The organism is Nocardioides marmoraquaticus (genome assembly GCF_054777915.1).
Map to the genome: position 1 here is coordinate 1 of NZ_BAAHAA010000001.1, position 18,266 is coordinate 18,266.

General features: G+C 73.5%; 20 protein-coding genes, 1 pseudogene and 1 riboswitch. Of the genes and pseudogenes, 10 read left to right on the forward strand and 11 right to left on the reverse strand.

Features of this window, described 5'->3' with window-relative positions; genetic code table 11:
• The coding region (locus ACYU8I_RS00005; RefSeq protein WP_460836199.1) for a hypothetical protein at positions 1–283 on the reverse strand (283 nt) is incomplete at its 3' end.
• Positions 284–716: 433 nt separating this feature from the next.
• On the opposite strand from ACYU8I_RS00005, the gene ACYU8I_RS00010 reads away from it, so the two are divergent.
• Entirely contained in the window at positions 717–1,916 is a 1,200-nt protein-coding gene (locus ACYU8I_RS00010) for a PQQ-dependent sugar dehydrogenase (protein ID WP_460836200.1), read from the forward strand.
• Positions 1,917–2,098: 182 nt separating this feature from the next.
• Here the strand turns inward: ACYU8I_RS00010 and ACYU8I_RS00015 are convergent, their stop codons facing one another.
• Positions 2,099–2,497: a PPOX class F420-dependent oxidoreductase gene (locus tag ACYU8I_RS00015; protein ID WP_460836202.1), complete on the reverse strand. Its 399-nt coding sequence runs from the start codon at positions 2,495–2,497 to the stop codon at positions 2,099–2,101.
• Positions 2,498–2,595: 98 nt separating this feature from the next.
• Positions 2,596–3,195: a transglycosylase family protein gene (locus tag ACYU8I_RS00020; protein ID WP_460836203.1), complete on the reverse strand. Its 600-nt coding sequence runs from the start codon at positions 3,193–3,195 to the stop codon at positions 2,596–2,598.
• A 3-nt stretch (positions 3,196–3,198) separates the two neighbouring features.
• Positions 3,199–3,351: riboswitch (cyclic di-AMP (ydaO/yuaA leader) on the reverse strand.
• 163 nt (positions 3,352–3,514) lie between these two features.
• On the opposite strand from ACYU8I_RS00020, the gene ACYU8I_RS00025 reads away from it, so the two are divergent.
• The 3 genes from ACYU8I_RS00025 to ACYU8I_RS00035 are packed head-to-tail and all read left to right on the forward strand — an operon-like array spanning position 3,515 to position 5,502.
• Positions 3,515–4,294 (forward strand): pirin family protein, encoded by a 780-nt coding sequence (locus tag ACYU8I_RS00025; protein ID WP_460836204.1) that lies wholly within the window; start codon positions 3,515–3,517, stop codon positions 4,292–4,294.
• Between the two features lie 37 nt (positions 4,295–4,331).
• Entirely contained in the window at positions 4,332–4,844 is a 513-nt protein-coding gene (locus ACYU8I_RS00030) for a VOC family protein (protein ID WP_460836206.1), read from the forward strand.
• Positions 4,845–4,896: 52 nt separating this feature from the next.
• Positions 4,897–5,502 (forward strand): TetR/AcrR family transcriptional regulator, encoded by a 606-nt coding sequence (locus tag ACYU8I_RS00035; RefSeq protein WP_460836207.1) that lies wholly within the window; start codon positions 4,897–4,899, stop codon positions 5,500–5,502.
• A gap of 6 nt (positions 5,503–5,508) precedes the next feature.
• On the opposite strand, the gene paaE is transcribed toward ACYU8I_RS00035, so the two are convergent.
• The 6 genes from paaE to ACYU8I_RS00065 all read right to left on the reverse strand — a co-directional run bounded on the left by paaE (position 5,509) and on the right by ACYU8I_RS00065 (position 10,711).
• Entirely contained in the window at positions 5,509–6,591 is a 1,083-nt protein-coding gene (paaE, locus tag ACYU8I_RS00040; protein ID WP_460836208.1) for a 1,2-phenylacetyl-CoA epoxidase subunit PaaE, read from the reverse strand.
• A gap of 1 nt (position 6,592) precedes the next feature.
• A complete protein-coding gene (gene paaD, locus ACYU8I_RS00045) occupies positions 6,593–7,087 on the reverse strand; it encodes a 1,2-phenylacetyl-CoA epoxidase subunit PaaD (RefSeq protein ID WP_460836211.1) in 495 nt (164 codons plus the stop codon).
• Positions 7,084–7,995: a 1,2-phenylacetyl-CoA epoxidase subunit PaaC gene (gene paaC / locus ACYU8I_RS00050; protein WP_460836213.1), complete on the reverse strand. Its 912-nt coding sequence runs from the start codon at positions 7,993–7,995 to the stop codon at positions 7,084–7,086. Before paaC ends, paaD begins: the two co-directional genes overlap by 4 nt.
• Before the next feature lie 11 nt (positions 7,996–8,006).
• Complete coding sequence (paaB, locus tag ACYU8I_RS00055; RefSeq protein WP_460836214.1) at positions 8,007–8,303, reverse strand: 1,2-phenylacetyl-CoA epoxidase subunit PaaB; 297 nt, start codon at positions 8,301–8,303, stop codon at positions 8,007–8,009.
• Positions 8,300–9,277 (reverse strand): 1,2-phenylacetyl-CoA epoxidase subunit PaaA, encoded by a 978-nt coding sequence (paaA, locus tag ACYU8I_RS00060; protein ID WP_460836215.1) that lies wholly within the window; start codon positions 9,275–9,277, stop codon positions 8,300–8,302. The genes paaB and paaA overlap by 4 nt, the downstream gene beginning before the upstream one ends.
• A gap of 81 nt (positions 9,278–9,358) precedes the next feature.
• The gene (locus ACYU8I_RS00065; protein ID WP_460836216.1) at positions 9,359–10,711 is read right to left on the reverse strand and encodes a flavin monoamine oxidase family protein; all 1,353 of its coding nucleotides are present in this window, start codon (positions 10,709–10,711) and stop codon (positions 9,359–9,361) included.
• 152 nt (positions 10,712–10,863) lie between these two features.
• On the opposite strand from ACYU8I_RS00065, the gene ACYU8I_RS00070 reads away from it, so the two are divergent.
• The 5 genes and pseudogenes from ACYU8I_RS00070 to ACYU8I_RS00090 form a co-directional block, all read left to right on the forward strand.
• Positions 10,864–11,514: an NADPH-dependent F420 reductase gene (locus ACYU8I_RS00070; RefSeq protein WP_460836217.1), complete on the forward strand. Its 651-nt coding sequence runs from the start codon at positions 10,864–10,866 to the stop codon at positions 11,512–11,514.
• A gap of 125 nt (positions 11,515–11,639) precedes the next feature.
• Positions 11,640–12,464 carry a sigma-70 family RNA polymerase sigma factor gene (locus ACYU8I_RS00075; protein WP_460836218.1) on the forward strand — a complete coding sequence of 275 codons (825 nt, stop codon included), beginning with the start codon at positions 11,640–11,642 and terminating at the stop codon, positions 12,462–12,464.
• A gap of 163 nt (positions 12,465–12,627) precedes the next feature.
• Positions 12,628–13,581, forward strand: coding sequence for an NAD(P)H-binding protein (locus ACYU8I_RS00080; RefSeq protein ID WP_460836219.1), 954 nt, complete (start codon positions 12,628–12,630; stop codon positions 13,579–13,581).
• A 96-nt stretch (positions 13,582–13,677) separates the two neighbouring features.
• Positions 13,678–14,460: a GAF and ANTAR domain-containing protein gene (locus ACYU8I_RS00085; RefSeq protein WP_460836220.1), complete on the forward strand. Its 783-nt coding sequence runs from the start codon at positions 13,678–13,680 to the stop codon at positions 14,458–14,460.
• 244 nt (positions 14,461–14,704) lie between these two features.
• Positions 14,705–14,815 (forward strand): annotated as a pseudogene (locus ACYU8I_RS00090) (mechanosensitive ion channel family protein); the annotation flags it as partial.
• Between the two features lie 114 nt (positions 14,816–14,929).
• Here the strand turns inward: ACYU8I_RS00090 and ACYU8I_RS00095 are convergent.
• Positions 14,930–15,550, reverse strand: coding sequence for a TetR/AcrR family transcriptional regulator (locus tag ACYU8I_RS00095; protein WP_460836222.1), 621 nt, complete (start codon positions 15,548–15,550; stop codon positions 14,930–14,932).
• 5 nt (positions 15,551–15,555) lie between these two features.
• Positions 15,556–17,097, reverse strand: a complete 1,542-nt coding sequence (locus ACYU8I_RS00100) for an MFS transporter (protein ID WP_460836223.1) — start codon at positions 17,095–17,097, stop codon at positions 15,556–15,558.
• A 316-nt stretch (positions 17,098–17,413) separates the two neighbouring features.
• Between ACYU8I_RS00100 and ACYU8I_RS00105 the strand changes: the two genes are divergently transcribed.
• On the forward strand, positions 17,414–18,241 hold the full coding sequence (locus ACYU8I_RS00105) for a polyprenol monophosphomannose synthase (protein ID WP_460836224.1): 828 nt from the start codon (positions 17,414–17,416) through the stop codon (positions 18,239–18,241).
• Positions 18,242–18,266: the final 25 nt, after the last annotated feature.

The window sequence follows — 18,266 nt, forward strand, 5'->3', positions numbered from 1 at the left end:
GCTCGGCCAGCGCGTGGGCGAACCCCACGAACCGGCGTGCCTTGAACGGCGACTGTCTCGTGGCGAGCCCCACCTGCGCGGCGACCCCGTCACCCCGGCCGGCTGCGCGTTCGTGGTCGGCGAACGCGATTGTCGCCCTGGCCTGGCAGGCTGCGGCTGCGCCCTTGAGGCGTTCGCAGGCGGCGAGCAGGTCGACAAGTGCCTCGGGTGGGAGGTGGTCGACGTCCTCGGTGCCGAGGCGCGTCACCAGGGTGGTGGCGGCGTCGGTGAGGGTGTCGATCATATGTTCGATTCTAGCTATCACCGCCGACAAAATTCAGGTTGTGCACAGGGTCGCATGCGGGTTGCGGGGTCTCGAGGCTCCTCGCCCAGGGGCTCGTCGCACCTCGACCAGCAAGTCCTCTGGTGGTCGAGGTGCGAGGAGCGCCAGCGACGAGCCTCGAAACCCGGCGAGACGACTGGCGCGGCCCTTCGAGACGGTCGCTGCGCGACCTCCTCAGGGAGCAAGGAGGGCGTCCGGGGTCTCGAGGCTCCTCGCCCAGCAACTCCTCTGGTGGTCGAGGTGCGAGGAGCGCAAGCGACGAGCCTCGAGACCCGGCGAGACGGCTGGCGAGGCCCTTCGAGACGGTCGCTGCGCGACCTCCCAGGGAGCAAGGCGGCGCGTGCGACCTCCCCAGGGAGGGCCGGCGGGTTGTGCGGGCGGGGAGGGTGGAGGGGTGAAGCCACGACGTCGCCGCCGGTCCGCCCTTCTCGCGTCGCTCGCTGCGGGTGCCGTGGTCTTCGCCGGGTGCGGGTCGGAGGCGGGGGGTGACGGCGACGCGCTCGGCGGCGGCCGCACCGCGGCCGGAGCCCAGGACGAGGCGTCCGAGGGCGAGCGGCCTTTCGAGGTCGAGGAGGTCGACGAGCTCGCGGAGCCGTGGGCGATGGCGTTCCTGCCCGGCTCGGGCGACCTGCTCGTGACCGAGCGCAGCGGCACGCTCCACCTGCGCGACCAGGAGACCGGCGACCGGGTCGAGGTGGTCGGCACGCCCGAGGTCGTGGCCGAGGGGCAGGGCGGGCTCGGCGACGTGCTGCCGGGCCCGTCGTACGCCGACGACGGCACCGTCTACCTCAGCTGGGTCGAGGCGGGCGACGACGGCACCTCCGGTGCGGTCGTCGGCCGGGCCCGGCTCGTCACCGACGGCGAGCCCCGCCTCGAGGGGCTCGAGACGGTCTGGGAGCAGTCGCCGAAGGTCGAGGGCAACGGGCACTTCTCGCACCGGCTCGCGCTCGACCCGGAGGGCGAGCACCTGTACGTCAGCTCCGGCGACCGGCAGAAGTTCACGCCCGCCCAGGACACGAGCAACAACCTCGGCAGCGTCGTGCGGCTCACCCTCGACGGCGACCCGGCGCCGGGCAACCCGCTCGAGGACGAGGGGGGCGTCTCGGCCGAGCTGTGGAGCTGGGGCCACCGCAACGCCCTGGGCCTCGAGCTCGCCCCCGACGGCAACCTCTGGGTCTCCGAGATGGGGCCCGAGGGCGGCGACGAGCTCAACCTCGTCGAGGCCGGCAGCAACTACGGCTGGCCCGAGGCCTCCAACGGCAGCAACTACGGCGGCAGCGACATCCCCGACCACGCCGACGGCGACGGCTTCGTCGCCCCCGTGGCCTGGTGGGACCCGAGCATCTCCCCCGGCAGCCTCATGATCTACGACGGCGACGCGTTCCCCGAGTGGCAGGGCGACGCCTTCCTGGGCGCGCTGTCGGGCGAGGCGCTGGTGCGCGTCGACCTCGACGGCGACCGGGCGGGCGAGATCGAGGCCTGGCCGATGGGCGAGCGCGTCCGGGCCGTCGAGCAGAGCCCTGACGGCTCGGTCTGGCTGCTCGAGGACGCCGGCTCCGGCCGCCTGCTGCGCCTCACCCCGACCGGGGCCTGAGCCCGGCCGACCAGGCGCAGACGAGCCGGGCGTCCCGGTGCCCACCCAGCGCGTCGAGCCGTCTCAGCTCCGCTCCCGCATCAGATGACGCCCGCGCACCGATCGAGCAGCAGGTCGAGGTGGCCGTCTCCCGGGACGCCGCGCTGCACCAACGTCACGTGGGCCGCGGACCGACCTGACGCTCAGCCCCAGGGCGCGTGGACCGAGTCGGCGGCGATGGTGAGCACCAGGCGCTCGCCGGCGCCGCCGCCGAAGCCGGGATAGGGCCGACCGAGGTAGCGCTGCGACAACGCGTCGATGTGCTCGGCGGCCCCCTCGGTCGTCGTCGCGACCACACGGCCGCGCACGGCCCAGTACCGGCCCGGCGCATCGGGGTCGGCGAGCGCGACGGCCACGCGCGGGTCGCGGGCGACGTTGCGCGCCTTCTGGTGCGTGGTCACGGTGTTGACGACCACGTGCTCGCCGTCGGTGTCGCACCAGGTCTCCGTCACCTGCGGCGAGCCGTCGGGCATCAGTGTGGTGAGGAAGCAGCGCGCGCGACCGCGCAGCAGGTCGAGGAGGTCAGACGGGAGGCTCGTCACCTCCCCATCGTGCCAGTGGGGCACCGACGCCACCGCCCCGAGCGGGCCGGCGTGACCGGACCTCTCCCTAGGTCTGCGAGGTCCGGTCACGCCCGTGCTCAGGGCAGCCGCAGGCGCTGACCCACCTGGATGACGTCGGGGTCGACCAGGGTGCCGCGGTTGGCGGCGAACAGGGCTAGCCAGCCTCCGTCGACCCCCTGGCTGCCGGCGATGCGCGCCAGGGTGTCGCCGCTGCGGACGACGTAGCTGCCCCCCGACGCCGACGCCGGCGCCGACCGCTCGGCGCCGGACCGCGACGGACGGCTCTCGCGCGCCTGCCCGGGCGACCCGGCGGCGTCGGACTGCCCGAGGCCGAGCCTCGCCGAGCAGGCCGGCCAGGCGCCCCAGCCCTGGCCGTCGAGCACGCGCTCGGCGACGGCGATCTGCTGGGCGCGCGTGGCCAGGTCGGCGCGCGGCGCGTACTGCTTGCCGCCGTACCCGACCCACGTGGGCTGGTGGAACTGCAGGCCGCCGTAGTAGCCGTTGCCGGTGTTGATCCGCCAGTTGCCGCTCGACTCGCACTGGGCCAGCCGGTCCCAGGTGTCGCCCGAGGCGGCCTCGGCCGGCGACGCGACGAGCGCGGGCGCGGCGACGACGGCCGCGGAGGCGACCAGGGTCCCGAGAGCCCGGCGGAGGCGTGCAGGTGCGTGGTGTCGCATGGGTGTGTCCCTCTCCGGCGCCTGCGAGGTCAGCTGTCGGGTTCGGGCAGAGAGGTCGTGCGTGCCCGGCGCGGCGTGCGCGCTTCACCCCGAGACAACCCGAGGGCTGTCGTGGTGCGTCGGGTCCCCCGCTCCCGTCCGGTCCGAGATCGAGGACGGCCCCGGGTGGTGGACGGGACTCGGCGCGAGCCCCCGGGGCAGCAGGTGGAAAGCGTCCACGCTACCCCGCGGGCAGAACCGGGCCCAGAACCGGTTGAGCAACGGGGAGGTCCGTGCCATCATGTAGATGAACTCTCAACTACGCGTGCCAGGGAGCGCCATGAGCACCGTGCAGATCACCCCCGAGGTCGACGTCCGGCGAGCCGAGGACCGCTACCGGACGGACGTCGGGTGGCTGGACTCGAAGCACTCGTTCTCCTTCGGCCACCACCACGACCACCGCAACACCCACCACGGGCTGCTGCTGGTCAACAACGACGACGCCGTCGACCCCGGCACGGGCTTCGACACCCACCCGCACCGCGACATGGAGATCGTGACGTGGGTGCTGCGGGGTTCGCTGGTGCACCAGGACTCCACCGGGCACAACGGCGTGATCTACCCCGGCCTCGCCCAGCGGATGAGCGCCGGCACCGGCATCCTGCACTCCGAGAAGAACGACTCCTGGCGCACCCACGCCGACACCCACGCCGGCGCCCCGCAGGACCCCGTGCACTTCGTGCAGATGTGGGTCGTGCCCGACGAGCGCAGCGTGACGCCGGGCTACGAGCAGCTCGAGCTGCCCCACGACCTGCTCGACGGTCGGCTCCACCCGGTCGCCTCCGGCATGGCCCACCACGCCGACGACACCGCCATCCGCATCCACAACCGGTACGCCGCCCTGCACGCCGCCCGGCTCCGACCGGGCCAGTCGGTGCAGCTGCCCGAGGCGCCGTACCTGCACCTGTTCGTGCCGGTCGGCGCGGTCGCCCTGGAGGGCGCCGGGCCCCTCGCGACCGGCGACGCCGTGCGCTTCACCGCCACCGGCGGCCAGCGCGTCACCGCCACCGAGCCCGCCGAGATCCTCGTCTGGGAGATGCACGCCGGCATCGCGGCCTGAGCCCACCCCAGCACCGCCCACCGACCGCGGAGGAACCATGACCGACGCCCCCGACGTCCCCGACGTCCACGCCGAGCAGGCCACGCGCCGCGAGGAGATCCGGCGGCGTCACCTGCAACCGCGCGACCGACGCCCCGCGTCCACGGCCCGCGGGATGCACCACACCGCGCTGGTCAGCAGCGACGTCGAGCGGACCATCGGGTTCTACCAGAGCGTGCTGGGCTTCCCGCTGACCGAGCTGGTCGAGAACCGCGACTACCCCGGCTCCTCCCACTTCTTCTTCGACATCGGCCACGGCAACCTGCTCGCGTTCTTCGACTTCCCCGGGCTCGACCTGGGCCCGTACGCCGAGGTGCTCGGTGGGCTCCACCACTGCGCCATCTCCGTCGACCCCGCCGGCTGGGACGACCTGGTCGCCCGGCTCGCCGCCGCCGGCGTGGAGCACGAGGTGCACAGCGGGGTCTCGGTCTACTTCCGCGACCCCGACGGTGCCCGGATCGAGCTGATCGCCGACCCGCTCGGCGAGATGTACGGCCAGCAGGTGCTCTGAGCGCCACGCCCGGTCGGGCGCTGCCGGGGCACTGCCGTGGGAGGGTGGCGCGGTGAGCCCGTCCTCCCCCGGCGCCCGCCGCGGGCGGCCCGGCTACGACCAGCAGACCGTGCTGCGCCGGGCCATCGAGCTGTTCAACGAGCGCGGCTACGACGCGACGAGCGTCGCCGACCTCGCGCGAGACCTGGGCCTGTCGAAGTCGGCGATCTTCCACCACGTCGCCAGCAAGGAGGACCTGCTGGCCGCGGCGCTCGACGAGGCGCTGACGGGCCTGTCCGCAGCGACCGACGCCGCCGGCTCCGCGTCGACCGGCACGGCGTACGAGCGGCTGCGGGCCACCGTCGCCGAGTCGGTGCGCATCCTGGCCGCGCACCTGCCCGCCGTCACGCTGCTGCTGCGGGTGCGGGGCAACAGCGAGGTGGAGCAGCAGGCGTTGCGACGGCGGCGCGACATCGACGAGCGGCTGGCGCAGCTGGTCCGCGAGGCCGCGGCCGACGGCGACATCCGCGACGACGTCGAGCCGGAGCTGGTGAGCCGGCTGGTCTTCGGCACCGTCAACTCCCTGGTCGAGTGGTACCGGCCCGGGGGCGCCGTGTCGCCCGACGACCTCGCGACGGCCGTCGTGCGACTGACCTTCGAGGGCCTGGCCCCGCGCTGAGCGGGGTCAGGCATCGAAGTCGACGGTGACCCGGTCGCTGACGGGGACGGTCTGGCAGGTCAGCACGAAGCCGCGCGCGACCTCGTCGTCGTCGAGGGCGTAGTTGCGGCGCATGTCGACCTCGCCCGAGGTGACGTGGGCCCGGCAGGTCCCGCACACCCCGCCCTTGCAGGCGAAGGGGAGGTCGCTGCGGGTGGCGGCCGCGCCGTCGAGCAGGGTCGTGGTGCGAGGCACGGGCGACGTCGTCGTGCGCCCGTCGAGGCTGACGGTGACCTGCACGCTGTCGTCGCCGGCACCGGGGCCCGGCGCCGGACGATCGAGCTCCGGCGGCGGCTCGTCGACGAAGAAGAGCTCGGCGTGGACGCGGCTTCGGTCGACACCCGCCTCGTGGAGCACCTCGCGCGCCTCGGTGACCAGCCCGAAGGGACCGCACAGCCAGACGTGGTCGAGCGCGTGGACCGGCACGAGCGCCCCCAGCAGCCGGCGCAGGCGGTCGGAGTCGATGCGGCCCGAGAAGAGGTCGACCGCGCGCGGCTCGCGCGAGAGCACGTGGACGAGCTCGAAGCGGGAGGGGAAGCGGTCCTTCAGGTCGGCGAGCTCCTCGGCGAACATCACCGAGTCCGTCGACCGGTTGCCGTAGAGCAGGGTCACCCTGGCCTCGGGGTGCTGCAGCACGGTCGCGGCGATCGACAGCATCGGGGTGATGCCGGAGCCGGCGGCGACGCACAGGTGGCGACCACCGGTCGCGGGGTCGGCCCTGAAGCTGCCCGACGGAGGCTGCACCTCGACGGTGTCCCCGGGCCGGACCTCGCGCACCAGCCAGGACGAGAACAGGCCGTCGGGGATCTCGCGCACGCCGATGCGCGGCGGGGCCCCGGCGGGGGAGCAGATCGAGTAGGACCGCCGCTCCTCCCGACCGTGGACGTCGCGTTGCAGCGTCAGCGTCTGGCCCGCAGCGAAGTCGAACGCCTCGCGCAGGTGGTCGGGCACCTCGAAGGTGACGGCGGCCGCGTCGTCGCACAGCCGGTCGACCCGCGCGACGCGCAGGGGGTGGAACGCCGTGCGGGACGGGACGGCGGTCGTGGTCACCTCAGATCTCCTTCACGTGCTCGAAGGGCTCCAGGCACTCGGCGCACCGGTAGAGCGCCTTGCAGGCGGTCGCGCCGAACTCGGAGGTCAGCTCGGTCTGCCCGGAGCCGCACCTCGGGCAGCGCAGCGACCGGCGGCGCGGCAGCAGCCGCAGCGGCACGGGGCCGTCGGCCGGCGCGGCCCCCGGGGGCGAGATCCCGTGCTCCTGCAGGGCCCTCCGGCCTGCGTCGCTGATCCAGTCCGACGACCATGCCGGCCGAAGGCTGACGACGACGTCGGCGTCGACCCCCTCGTCGGCCAGGGCGTGCACCAGGTCGTCGCGCATCGTCGCCATCGCGGGGCAGCCGGAGTAGGTCGGGGTGATCGTCACCCGCACGCGCCCGTCGTCAGCCGGCTCGACGGAGCGCAGCACGCCGAGGTCGAGCAGCGTGAGCATCGGCATCTCGGGGTCGCGCACGCCGGCGGCGACCTCGCGGGCCCGCGCCAGCCGGCTCACCAGCGACCCAGGGGGTGCTCGCGGGCGACCACCTGCATCTCGGCCAGCATCCGGCCGAGGTGCTCGGTGTGCCGGCCGTCGCGGCCCGTCAGGCCGCCGTGCGACCCGACGACCCTGACCTCGGGACGGTCGACCTCGGCGACGCCGAGGACCTGGTCGAGGAGCACGTCGACCTCGGCCGCGACCTCGCTGGGCAGCGCCGCGACGCCGTCGGCAGCGAGCACGGTCTCGGTCGGGTGGTCGAGGTCGAGCTCCCAGCGCAGCGGCCAGACGGTCGCCAGGCCGGCGACCAGGCGACGGCGCGACTCCTCGGTGCCCTGGGCCAGCGTCACCACCCACCGGGCCGCGTAGTCGCGGTGGTAGGCGAGCTCCTTGACCGCCTTGTCCGCGATCGCCGCCACCACGGGGTCGCGGCTGCCGACCAGCCGCTGCGCCAGGGCCAGGCGCCACGTCGAGAGCAGCAGCAGCCGCGACACGGTGACCGCGAAGTCGCCGTTGGGCTGCTCGACCAGCCGCACGTTGCGGAAGTCGCCCTGCGAGCGAAAGAACGCCAGGGCGTCCTCCGGCGGCACCGGCGAGCCCTCCGGCAGCACCGGCACCACCCGCGGATCGGCCGCCGCCGCCCGGGCCAGCAGCAGCCGCGCCTGGCCGAGCAGGTCGAGCGCGATGTTGGCCAGCGCGATGTCGTCCTCCAGGTCGGGCGCGCGGCTGCACCACTCGGAGAGCCGGTGCGAGGCGACGAGCGCGTCGTCGCCGAGCATCAGGCAGTACGCCGCCAGCGCGGCGTGGTCGACACCGTCGGGCACGGTGGTGTCGACGCCGGCGAGGGGGTCCTCGAAGGAGGTGCCGAACGCCCACTGCGAGTCGTCGCCACCGAGGAGGCCGTCGTAGACCGAGTCGTGTGCCACGTCGTCGCCCCTCACATGTGCGGGACGTCGGCGGGGACGTCGTAGAAGGTGGGGTGGCGGTAGACCTTGTCGCCCGAGGGAGCGAAGAGCGGGTCCTTCTCGTCGGGGCTGGACGCCGTGATCGCGTCGGCACGCACCACCCAGATCGAGACGCCCTCGTTGCGCCGGGTGTAGACGTCGCGGGCGTTGCGCACGGCCGACCGGTCGTCGGCGGCGTGCAGCGACCCGACGTGCACGTGGTTGAGCCCGCGCTTGCCGCGCACGAAGACCTCGTAGAGCGGCCACTCGCCGCGAACCTCCTCGCTCACCGCCCGGCCTCCTGCTTCGCGGCCCCCTGCTTCGCGGCCCCCTGCTTCGCGGCCGCCGCGACCGCCGCCTCGCGGACCCAGGCGCCGTCGTCCCAGGCGGCCCGGCGGTGCGCCAGGCGCTGGGCGTTGCACGGCCCCTCGCCCCGCACGACCCGGGCGAACTCCTCCCAGTCGGGCTGGCCGAAGTCGTGGTGGCCGCGCTCGGCGTTCCACCGCAGCTCGGGGTCGGGCAGGGTCACGCCGAGGCGCTCGGCCTGCGGCACCGACATGTCGACGAACTTCTGGCGCAGGTCGTCGTTGGTGTCGCGCTTGATGCCCCACGCCATCGACTGCGCCGTGTTGGGCGAGTCGGCGTCGGGCGGGCCGAACATCATCAGCGCCGGCCACCAGAACCGGTCGACCGACTCCTGCACCATGGCGCGCTGCTCGTCGGTGCCCGACATCATCGTCATCAACAGCTCGTAGCCCTGCCGCTGGTGGAAGGACTCCTCCTTGCAGACCCGGATCATCGCGCGGCCGTAGGGGCCGTACGACGTGCGGCACAGCGGCACCTGGTTGCAGATCGCGGCACCGTCGACGAGCCAGCCGATCGTGCCCACGTCGGCGTACGACAGCGTCGGGTAGTTGAAGATCGAGGAGTACTTCTGCTGCCCCGAGAGCAGCTTCTCGGTCAGCTCGGTGCGCGAGACGCCGAGCGTCTCGCAGGCCGAGTACAGGTAGAGACCGTGGCCCGCCTCGTCCTGCACCTTGGCCAGCAGCGTCGCCTTGCGGCGCAGGGAGGGCGCCCGGCCGATCCAGCTGCCCTCGGGCTGCATGCCGATGATCTCCGAGTGCGCGTGCTGGGCGACCTGGCGCACGACGGTCGCGCGGTACTTCTCCGGCATCCAGTCGCGCGGCTCGATCCGGTCGTGGCGCGCGACGACCTCGTCGAAGCGCCGCTCGAGCTCGTCGGTGCTGGCCCCGGACACCGTCATGTCGCCTCCCGCGATTACCGACCGATCGGTCGGGAACAACGGTCGCACGGGTGGGGCGGTCGCGCAAGGACCGCCGGCGCCTCAGCCCCCGAGCAGCTCGGCGGCCAGCTCCTCGCCCACGCGCACGGCGCCGTCGACGTGCTGGAAGCCCAGCCCGGCGACGTCGCTGCTGCCGAAGCGCAGCGGCCCGACCGGCTGCCGGAGCACGGCACCCCAGCGCGAGAGACCGCCGAGGTCGAAGCTGGTGCCGTAAGCCCCGCCGGTCAGCTCCTGGTCGTGCCAGTCGCTCTCGACGTAGGTCAGCGGGGCGAGCGCGGCGTCGCCGACGTACGCCGCGAACGAGCGCAGCACCTGCTCACGACGCTCCTCGGGCGACCAGCGCAGCGCGGCGTCGGCCCGCAGGTCGGAGACGAAGCCGACCAGGACGCCGCGCTCGGCGACGTCGGGGGTGTTGTCGTAGACCTCGTGGACCAGCTCGTGGGGACCGAAGCCGGTGCCGCTGAGGCCGTCGGCGCGCCAGAAGGGGGCGGCGTACTCGGCCTGCACCTTCAGCACCGAGCCGAAGGACTGGTGCTGGCGGGCGGCGCGGTGCTCGGCGGGCAGGGCCGGGTCGAACCGGACCCGGGCGACGTGGGTCGGCGGCACCGCCAGCACGACGTGGCGGGCGCGCAGCCGCTCGCCGTCGGCGTGCACGACCGCCTCCTCGTCGTGCCAGTCCACCTTCGTCACGTCGACGCCGACACGCACCCGGTCGCCCAGCCGCTCGGCCAGGGCGGCCGGCACCGAGGCCAGCCCGCCCGCGACCCGGCGGTCGAGGATGACGTCGGCGTCGACCAGGGTGCTGAAGGACCCGGCGCTGGCCGCCATCAGGCCCGCCTGCAGCGCGGAGAAGGCGTGGGCCGGCTTGGTGAGCATGGCCGGGCCGACGAACATCGCGACCACCGTGACGGCGGCGGGGTCGTCGGACCGCGCCTCCAGCCAGGCCCGGAAGGAGACCGCGTCGAGGGCCTCGGCGTCGGGGTGCTCCCACGGGCGGGCGGGGTCGATCTCGGCCGCGAGCGCGTCGACGACCTTGACCAGCTCGGTGACGGCACCGGCAGTCGGGTCCGGCAGCGGGAGGTCGTCGACGAAGCGGTGACGGGTGCCGTCGGCGTCGACGAGGACGGAGTCGCCCTCGCGCCACCGGGGGTACGTCGCCAGGCCGAGCTCGTCGAGCAGACCGAGCAGCGCCGTCTGGTCGGGCGAGACCCACTGCCCGCCGACCTCGAAGTCGGAGCGGGCGTCGGCCGGGCCGTGGGCCTGCGTCTCGAGCCGACCGCCGACCCGGTCGCGGGCCTCGAGCACGAGCACGTCGCGGCCCGCCTGGTGCAGCCGGAGAGCGGTCGTCAGGCCGGTGACGCCGGCGCCGACGACGATCACGTCGTGATGGGTCATGTCAGCTCTCCTGGGAGGGGCGGGTCGGCCGTCGGGGCTCCGGGCCAGCAGCCGCAGACCAGTGTGGTCGACGTACCAGACCTTGAACAGTGTGCGAGACGGGGCGTGAGCCCGCGGGGAATCGAGCGGCCCTGCGCACCGTTGGGACCGACATGACTGACGCTGCTCCGCACCTGGCGGTCCTCGGGGCCGGCAAGCTCGGCACCGTGCTGTCGCGCCTCGCCGTGGCGGCCGGCTACGACGTGGTGGTCGCGACGTCCGGCGACCCCGCCCGCATCGCCCTGACCGTCGAGGTGCTCGTGCCCGGGGCGCGCGTCGCGACCGTCGCCGACGCGGTCGCCTCGGCCGACGTGGTGGTGCTGGCACTGCCCCTGGGCCGCCACCGCGAGCTCCCGGCCGAGCAGCTGCAGGGCACGGTGGTGGTGGACGCCATGAACTACTGGTGGGAGGTCGACGGCGCACGCGAGGAGCTCTCCGACCCCGACCGCTCCACGAGCCTGCTGGTGCAGGAGCACCTCGCGGGTGCCCGGGTCGTCAAGGCCTTCAACCACATGGGCTACCACGACGTCGAGGCCGAGGCGCGGCCCGCCGGGGCCGTGGGCCGCAAGGCGATCGCGGTCGCGGGCGACGACGTCGAGGCGGTCGCGGTCGTGCAGCGGCTCGTCGACGACCTCGGCTTCGACCCGCTGCCCGTCGGCGGTCTCGCCGACGGGGTCAGCCTGCAGCCCGGCACGCCGGCGTTCGGGGCCGACCTGCCCCTCGACGAGCTGCGCGCGCTGCTCGGACTGGCCGTCGTCGGCTGACCCCGGTCGGCCGCGTGAAGCAGTGCGCCCCACATGATCGCGCCCAACTGTTATGGTCGAGGCGTCATCCCCGCTGCAACCCCCTGGCTGGGACCTGCTTCGCAACCGACCAGGCGGCAATCCTGATGACACGACACACGACGTCCCCCTCGACCTCGACCACCGTCTCTCCGCCCGGCGAGGACGCCCGGAGACTGCGCACGGCCGAGGTCTTCGAGGGCCTGCCCCGGATGGACCCCGCCGAGCGCGAGGCCGCCCTCGCCGAGGTCATCGAGCTGAACATGCCGGTCGCCGACCGGGTGGCTCGACGATTCGCCCGTCGCGGCATCGCCGAGGACGACCTGCGCCAGGTGGCCTATCTCGCGCTGACGCGAGCAGCGCAGAACTACGACGTGTCCCGCGCGGGCTCCAGCTTCCTGTCCTACGCCGTGCCGACCATGCAGGGCGAGGTGCGCAAGCACTTCCGTGACCACGGCTGGATGGTGCGCCCCACCCGGCGCGTCCAGGAGATGCAGGCCAAGGTCAACAAGACCCGCGCCCTGCTCGTCACCGAGCTCCAGCGCGAGCCCTCCGTCACGGAGGTCGCCGAGCGCCTGGGCGAGGAGGTCGACGGCGTGCTCGAGGCCTCCGCTGCCGACGGCTGCTTCACCCCGAGCTCCCTCGACGCCCCCGCGGGTGGCGCCGACACAGACGAAGGCTCCTCCACCCTGGGCTCGCTGCTCGGCTCCGACGACCGCGACCTGCTCGCGGCCGAGGCACGAGTCGAGGTCGAGCCCCTGCTCAGAGACCTCGGCGAGCGCGACCAGCGCATCATCGGGCTGCGCTACTACCAGGGCCTGACCCAGCGTGAGATCGCCGAGCAGATCGGCGTGACCCAGATGCAGGTGTCCCGGCTCCTGTCACGCATCCTCGGCACGATGCGCGAGAAGCTCGAGGCCCCCGCCGCCTGAGCCGCCGCCTGAGCCGCCGGCCGTGGCACCGCGCCGCCTCGCGCCCACCACGGTGCGCGTGGTCACAGGGACGCCGGGCGGCCACCGGGTACTGGGTGGCACGAGCGGCGCGACGTGGTCGTCGCTCGGACGCCCCAGACGACGACACGAGGCGAGGTCGAAGGTGAAGGTCCTGGTGACGGGCGCGACCGGCTACGTGGGTTCGCGGCTGGTGCCCCACCTGGTGCGAGCCGGTCACGACGTGGTCGCGGCCTCGCGCAGCGAGGCGGGCGTCGACCGCTACCCCTGGGCCGACGACGTGCGAGTCCGGAAGTTCGACGTCGAGGACGACGGCCTGGTCGACCAGGCCGTCCAGGGGATCGACGCCGTCGTCTACCTCGTGCACTCGATGGGCTCCGCCGACTTCGTCCGCAAGGACCGCGAAGCCGCGCGACGCATCGCCGGGGCCTGCGCCCGAGCCGGCGTGGGGCGGATCGTCTACGTGTCGGGCCTCGTCCCCCCAGGTCCGCTGTCCGACCACCTGCGCTCCCGGGCGGAGGTCGAGCAGGTGCTCACCCAGGGCGCGGTGCCGACGATCACGCTGCGGGCCTCGATGATCATCGGGGCGGGCTCCACGTCCTTCGAGCTGCTGCGACGGCTCAGCGACCGCATCCCCCGGCTCACCCCCGTCCCACGCTGGATGGACCGGGACATCCAGCCCGTCGCCATCGACGACGTCGCGACCCTGGTCGTCCACGCCCTCGCCGGCGAGGCCGCGGACGCGTCGTACGACGTCGGCGGGGACGACGTGCTGGGCTATCCCGCGCTCCTGGCCGCGTACGCCGACGTGGCCGGCCTGCGACGTACCCGGGTCCTCGTCCCGGGCGTGCCGGTCGCCGTCGCCAGCCGGGCGAGCGCCGCCATCAGCGGGCTCGACCGCACCGAGGTCGTCTCGTTGATGCGGAGCCTCAAGAAGGACATGGTCTGCGACCGCGACCGCTACCCCGGCCCGCTGCTGCCCGACGACCACCGGTGGGTCCCGGTCCGGGAGGCGCTCACCCGGTCGCTGAAGGACTCCAGCGAGGGCACGACGTACGACGGCGACACCCAGGCCAGGGCCGACACCGACCCGGCCTAGGTCGACCAGCACCCGGCTGTCCCGGCTCGCCTGCCCCTGCCCGTGCCTATGCTCCTCCTCGGAACGTCAGCACGACACCAGCCCGGGAGCACACGGATGGACCCCGACGACGAGCCGCAGGAGCTGCTCGCCAGCCTCGCCCGCGACCTGCAGGACGACGCGTCCTCGGGCGAGGCGATCGACCGGGTGGTCGACTGTGCGCAGGTGCTCGTGCCCGCCGCCTCGTCCGCGGGCATCTCCGTCGCGCGCCGCCAGCAGCCACCCACCACCGCCGCCGCCACCGATCCCGTCGCGACCCGGGCCGACGAGCTCCAGGTCGAGTGCGGCGAGGGGCCCTGCTACGACGCCGCCTGGGCCGACGCCGTCGTCACGAGCCGCGACCTGGCCCATGACGACAGGTGGCGCGCGTGGTCGCGGCGCATGGTGGACGACCTCGGTGTGCGCAGCCTGCTGTGCGTGCGGCTCTTCACCCACTCCGACCACCTCGGTGCTCTGACGCTGTACGCGCAGGAACCCGAGGCCTTCAACACCGAGGCGGTCGACACCGCCCTCGCGCTGGCCGCGCACTCCGCTGTCGCCGTGGCGCAGGCCGTCCAGCTCGAGCACCTGCAGACCGCGCTCGACAGCCGGACGGTGATCGGCCAGGCAGTCGGCCTCGTCATGCGCGACCACCAGCTGTCGAGCCACGACGCCTTCCAGCTCCTGACCCGGCTCTCCAGCCACCAGAACCGCAAGGTCGTCACGATCGCCGGCGAGCTGGTGACGCGGCACGACCGCGAGCGCGAGGCACAGAAGCGGTTCGACCGATCGGTCACGGCTGAGCGCACGCCGCCGGTGCCCGGTCCGCGCGACCAGCGGGGTCGTCGCGCGTCGCAGTGACCCTCTCAGGTCGAGGCGGCGACCGCGGCACGCGAGTTGAACCACGACCGCCTCGACGACCGCCTCTTGTCTGACGGTGGCGTCGTGCTCACCCTGTGCCCGATACGTCGGGGCAACATGCTCCCGCCAGGAAGACGCGCTCGTGTCCTGCCCGGTGAGCCTGCTGCCGCGCTCGTCCGAGGCGCGGGCATCGCTCACGCCGCAAGCCGGCTACATCGTCGCCAAGGTCGTGCACTACACGCTGATGCTCTTCGTGCTGCAGCTCGCCTTCGGCGTGTTCGGGCCCAGCCCCATCAGCGACCTCCTGACGCAGGTCATCGCCTTCCTGCCCAGCATCGTCGTCGCGATCGTCATCGTCGTCGTCGCCGTGCCGTCGAGGAGCCGTTCGACCGCGAGCGCGACCAGCGCCCGCCGTACTGACGATCCTCGGCGCTCGCCGCGCCCGCGCTGCCGCTGCCGCCCGCAGGGCTCAACGGGGCAGCGCGGGCGAGGCCGGGGCGCCGAGAGAGCGGTCGACCGCGACCAGGAGCCGGGCGAGGTGGTCGTCCACCTCGTCGACGCGCACGTGGTCGGCCATGACGAGCAGGGCGAAGCCGTGCATCGCCGACCAGCACAGCTCTTCGGCACCGAGCCGCGCAGCGGGGTCGAGGTAGCCGACCTCGACGAGGTCGTCGAGCGCGGACTCGAGCATGAGGTAGGGCGTCTCCGTCGAGACGTGGCGCGAGCCGTCACCTGCGCGCGCGGTGAACGCGACGCGGAACAGGCCCGGCTCGGCGAGCGCGAAGGTGACGTACGCCCGACCGACACCGAGGAGCCGCAACCGTGCGGCCAGGACGGGGTCGTCGACGTCGACAGCACCGATCTCGCGTCTCATCGCGGCATCGAGCTCGGACATGGCGTGGTCGCCGACCGCGGCGACGAGGTCGTCGCGGTGCGCGAAGTGGCGGTAGGCGGCGTTGTGGGAGACACCGATGCGACGGGCGAGCTCGCGCAGGGAGAGGTCCTCGGGTCCACGGTCGCGCACCACCAGCACGGCTTCGTCCACGAGCGCCGCCCGCAGGTTGCCGTGGTGGTAGCTGGAACGCGCCATGTCCGTCACCGTAACGAGGTCTCGACCCCCGCGTTCTCCGCCGGGTCGTCGGCCGGAGGCCCGGAGGGGTCGTAGCGGTCGCCCGGCAGCGCGATCGCGGCGCCGACGGCCCCCACGAGGCACAGCACGCCGACGACCGTGCAGCCGAAGGCCATGCCGTCCATGAAGGCCGTGTCGAGGGCCGCACGGAACGGCGGAGCCTGCTGGGCGACCTGGAACGCGACGCCGACCGAGTCGGAGGCTTCGGCGAGGAGGTCCTCCGGGAGTCGACCCCGGGCGAGGGAGACCAGCCGGTCGGCGTACTGCGAGGCGAACAGCGACCCGACGACCGCGACGCCGAGGGTGCCGCCGAGCTCTCGGGTGGCGTCGTTGACGGCCGAGCCCACCCCGGCACGCGAGGGCGGCAGCACCCTGAGGATGGACTCCGTGGCCGGCGTGGAGATGAGCCCGATGCCGACGCCGAGCAGCAGCATCTGCGGAACGATCACGCTCCCGTACGGCGCGCCGGCGTCCATCGTCGAGATCCACAGGAACGCCGCCCCGAGGGCGACGAGGCCCGGGGTGACCACGAGCTTGGTGCCCAGGCGCGGCGCGAGCAGACCGCCCACGATCGACGCGGCGGCGATCGAGCCCGCCACCGGAAGGAACCGCAGACCGGTCCCGAGCGGGGAGTAGGCCTGGACGAACTGGAAGTACTGAGTGACCAGGAAGATGAAGCCGAACATCGCGAAGAACGCGATCGTCACCGCGGCGCAGGCTGCGCTGAACCGGCGGTCGAGGAAGAGGGTCACGTCGATCATGGGGTGCTCGACGGCCCGCTCGACGAGCACGAACACGACGAGGAGGACCGCCGCGGCCCCGAAGCCTGTGAGGGACTCCCCGCTGCTCCAGCCGTGCTCGGGGCCCTCGATGATGGACCAGGTCAGCAGGCCCAGTGCCGCGACCGAGATGGCGAAGCCGGGCTTGTCGATGCGCGGCACGCTCGGGTCGCGCGACTCGGGGACGAGCACTGCTGCCATCGCGGCGGTCAGCAGCGCGAGCGGCACCTGGGCCCAGAAGATGCTCTGCCACGAGAAGTGCTCGAGCAGGTAGCCGCCCGCGACCGGCCCCACCGCGACGCCCACCCCGACGGAGGCTCCCCACACGCCCAGCGCCGTGGCGCGATCGCGTCGGTCGGGAAAAACATTGGCGATGATCGACAAGGTGGTCGGGAAGATGATCGCGGCCGTCACCCCGGTCGTGAACCGCAGCGCCACCAGGGCGTCGCTGCTGTCGACCAGGCCCGACGCCGCGCTGGTGAGCGCGAACCCCACCAGCCCGAGGATCAGGGCGGGCCGGCGCCCGAAGCGGTCCGAGAGGCTGCCCATGGCCAGCACCAGCGCGGCGAAGGCGAGGTTGTAGCCGTCGACGATCCACAGCAGGGATCGCGTCCCCGCGTCGAGCTCCTCCGCCAGGGTCGGCAGGGCGATGTTCACGATGGTCGTGTTCGCGTTGATCGTCAGTGCCGCCAGGCAGACAGTCACCAGGGTCGCGTACTTCCGATCCACGACACTCCTCATGTTGTTGATGTCCACATCACCGTCGCAGACCATGTTGATGCCGTCAAGATCGGGCCATCGCCCGCGCACCTGGCCGCGCCGGACCCCGTGCCGGCGCCTGCAGTCCGGGTGGTGGGCAGAATCGGTCTCACCATCCGACACGACGGGACCGGCACGGATCTTTTTCCGACACCCCGACCCACGAGTAGGACACGTGTCCGCGCTGCTCCACGGCTTGCAGGGTGCGTGTTCCCGCCTCGCGTGTGCATCGTGTCACCGCCTCGCGACCCCATCCGCCCACCCCGGTGTCGGCGAACCTCGACACATGCCCGCGAACTTCCCCGCCCCGACCAGCGAGGCCATGCCGGAGATCCCGGCACGCAACCTCGTGGTCATCCCCACCTACAACGAGCTCGAGAACCTGCCGATCATCGTCGAGCGCACCCTGGCCGTCGACGACCGGCTCGACGTGCTCGTCGTCGACGACGCGTCCCCCGACGGCACGGGGCAGCTGGCCGACGCCCTGGCGATGCGCTCGCCCCGGGTGCACGTGCTGCACCGCTTCGGCAAGGAGGGCCTCGGCGCGGCGTACCTCGCCGCCTTCGGCTGGGCCCTCGAGCGCGACTACGACACGGTCGTGGAGATGGACGCCGACGGGTCCCACCGCCCCGAGCAGCTCCCTCGCCTGTACGCCGCCCTCGGCGCCGGCGCCGACCTGGTGCTCGGCTCGCGGTGGGTGCCCGGCGGCGGCGTGGAGAACTGGCCGCGGCGGCGCGAGGTGCTCTCGCGCGGCGGCAACTGGTACGTCCGGCGGGCGCTTCGGCTGCCGCTGCGCGACGCCACCGGCGGCTTCCGCGTCTTCCGGGCCGACACGCTGCGCCGGCTCGCCCTCGACGACGTCGACTCGACCGGCTACTGCTTCCAGGTCGACCTCGCCCGCCGTGTGGTCCGCGCTGGCATGGTGGTCAGCGAGGTCCCGATCGACTTCACCGAGCGCGAGCTCGGCGTCTCCAAGATGACCGGCTCGATCGTGCGCGAGGCGCTGTGGCGCGTCACCGCCTGGGGGATCCGCGACCGGGTCTCCGGCCGCACCGGCACCACGCCTGCTTCCGTCGCACCGCCCGCGCAGGACCAGCACCGACGCGCCGCCTGAGGCGCGTCCCTCTCCGTCCCCACGT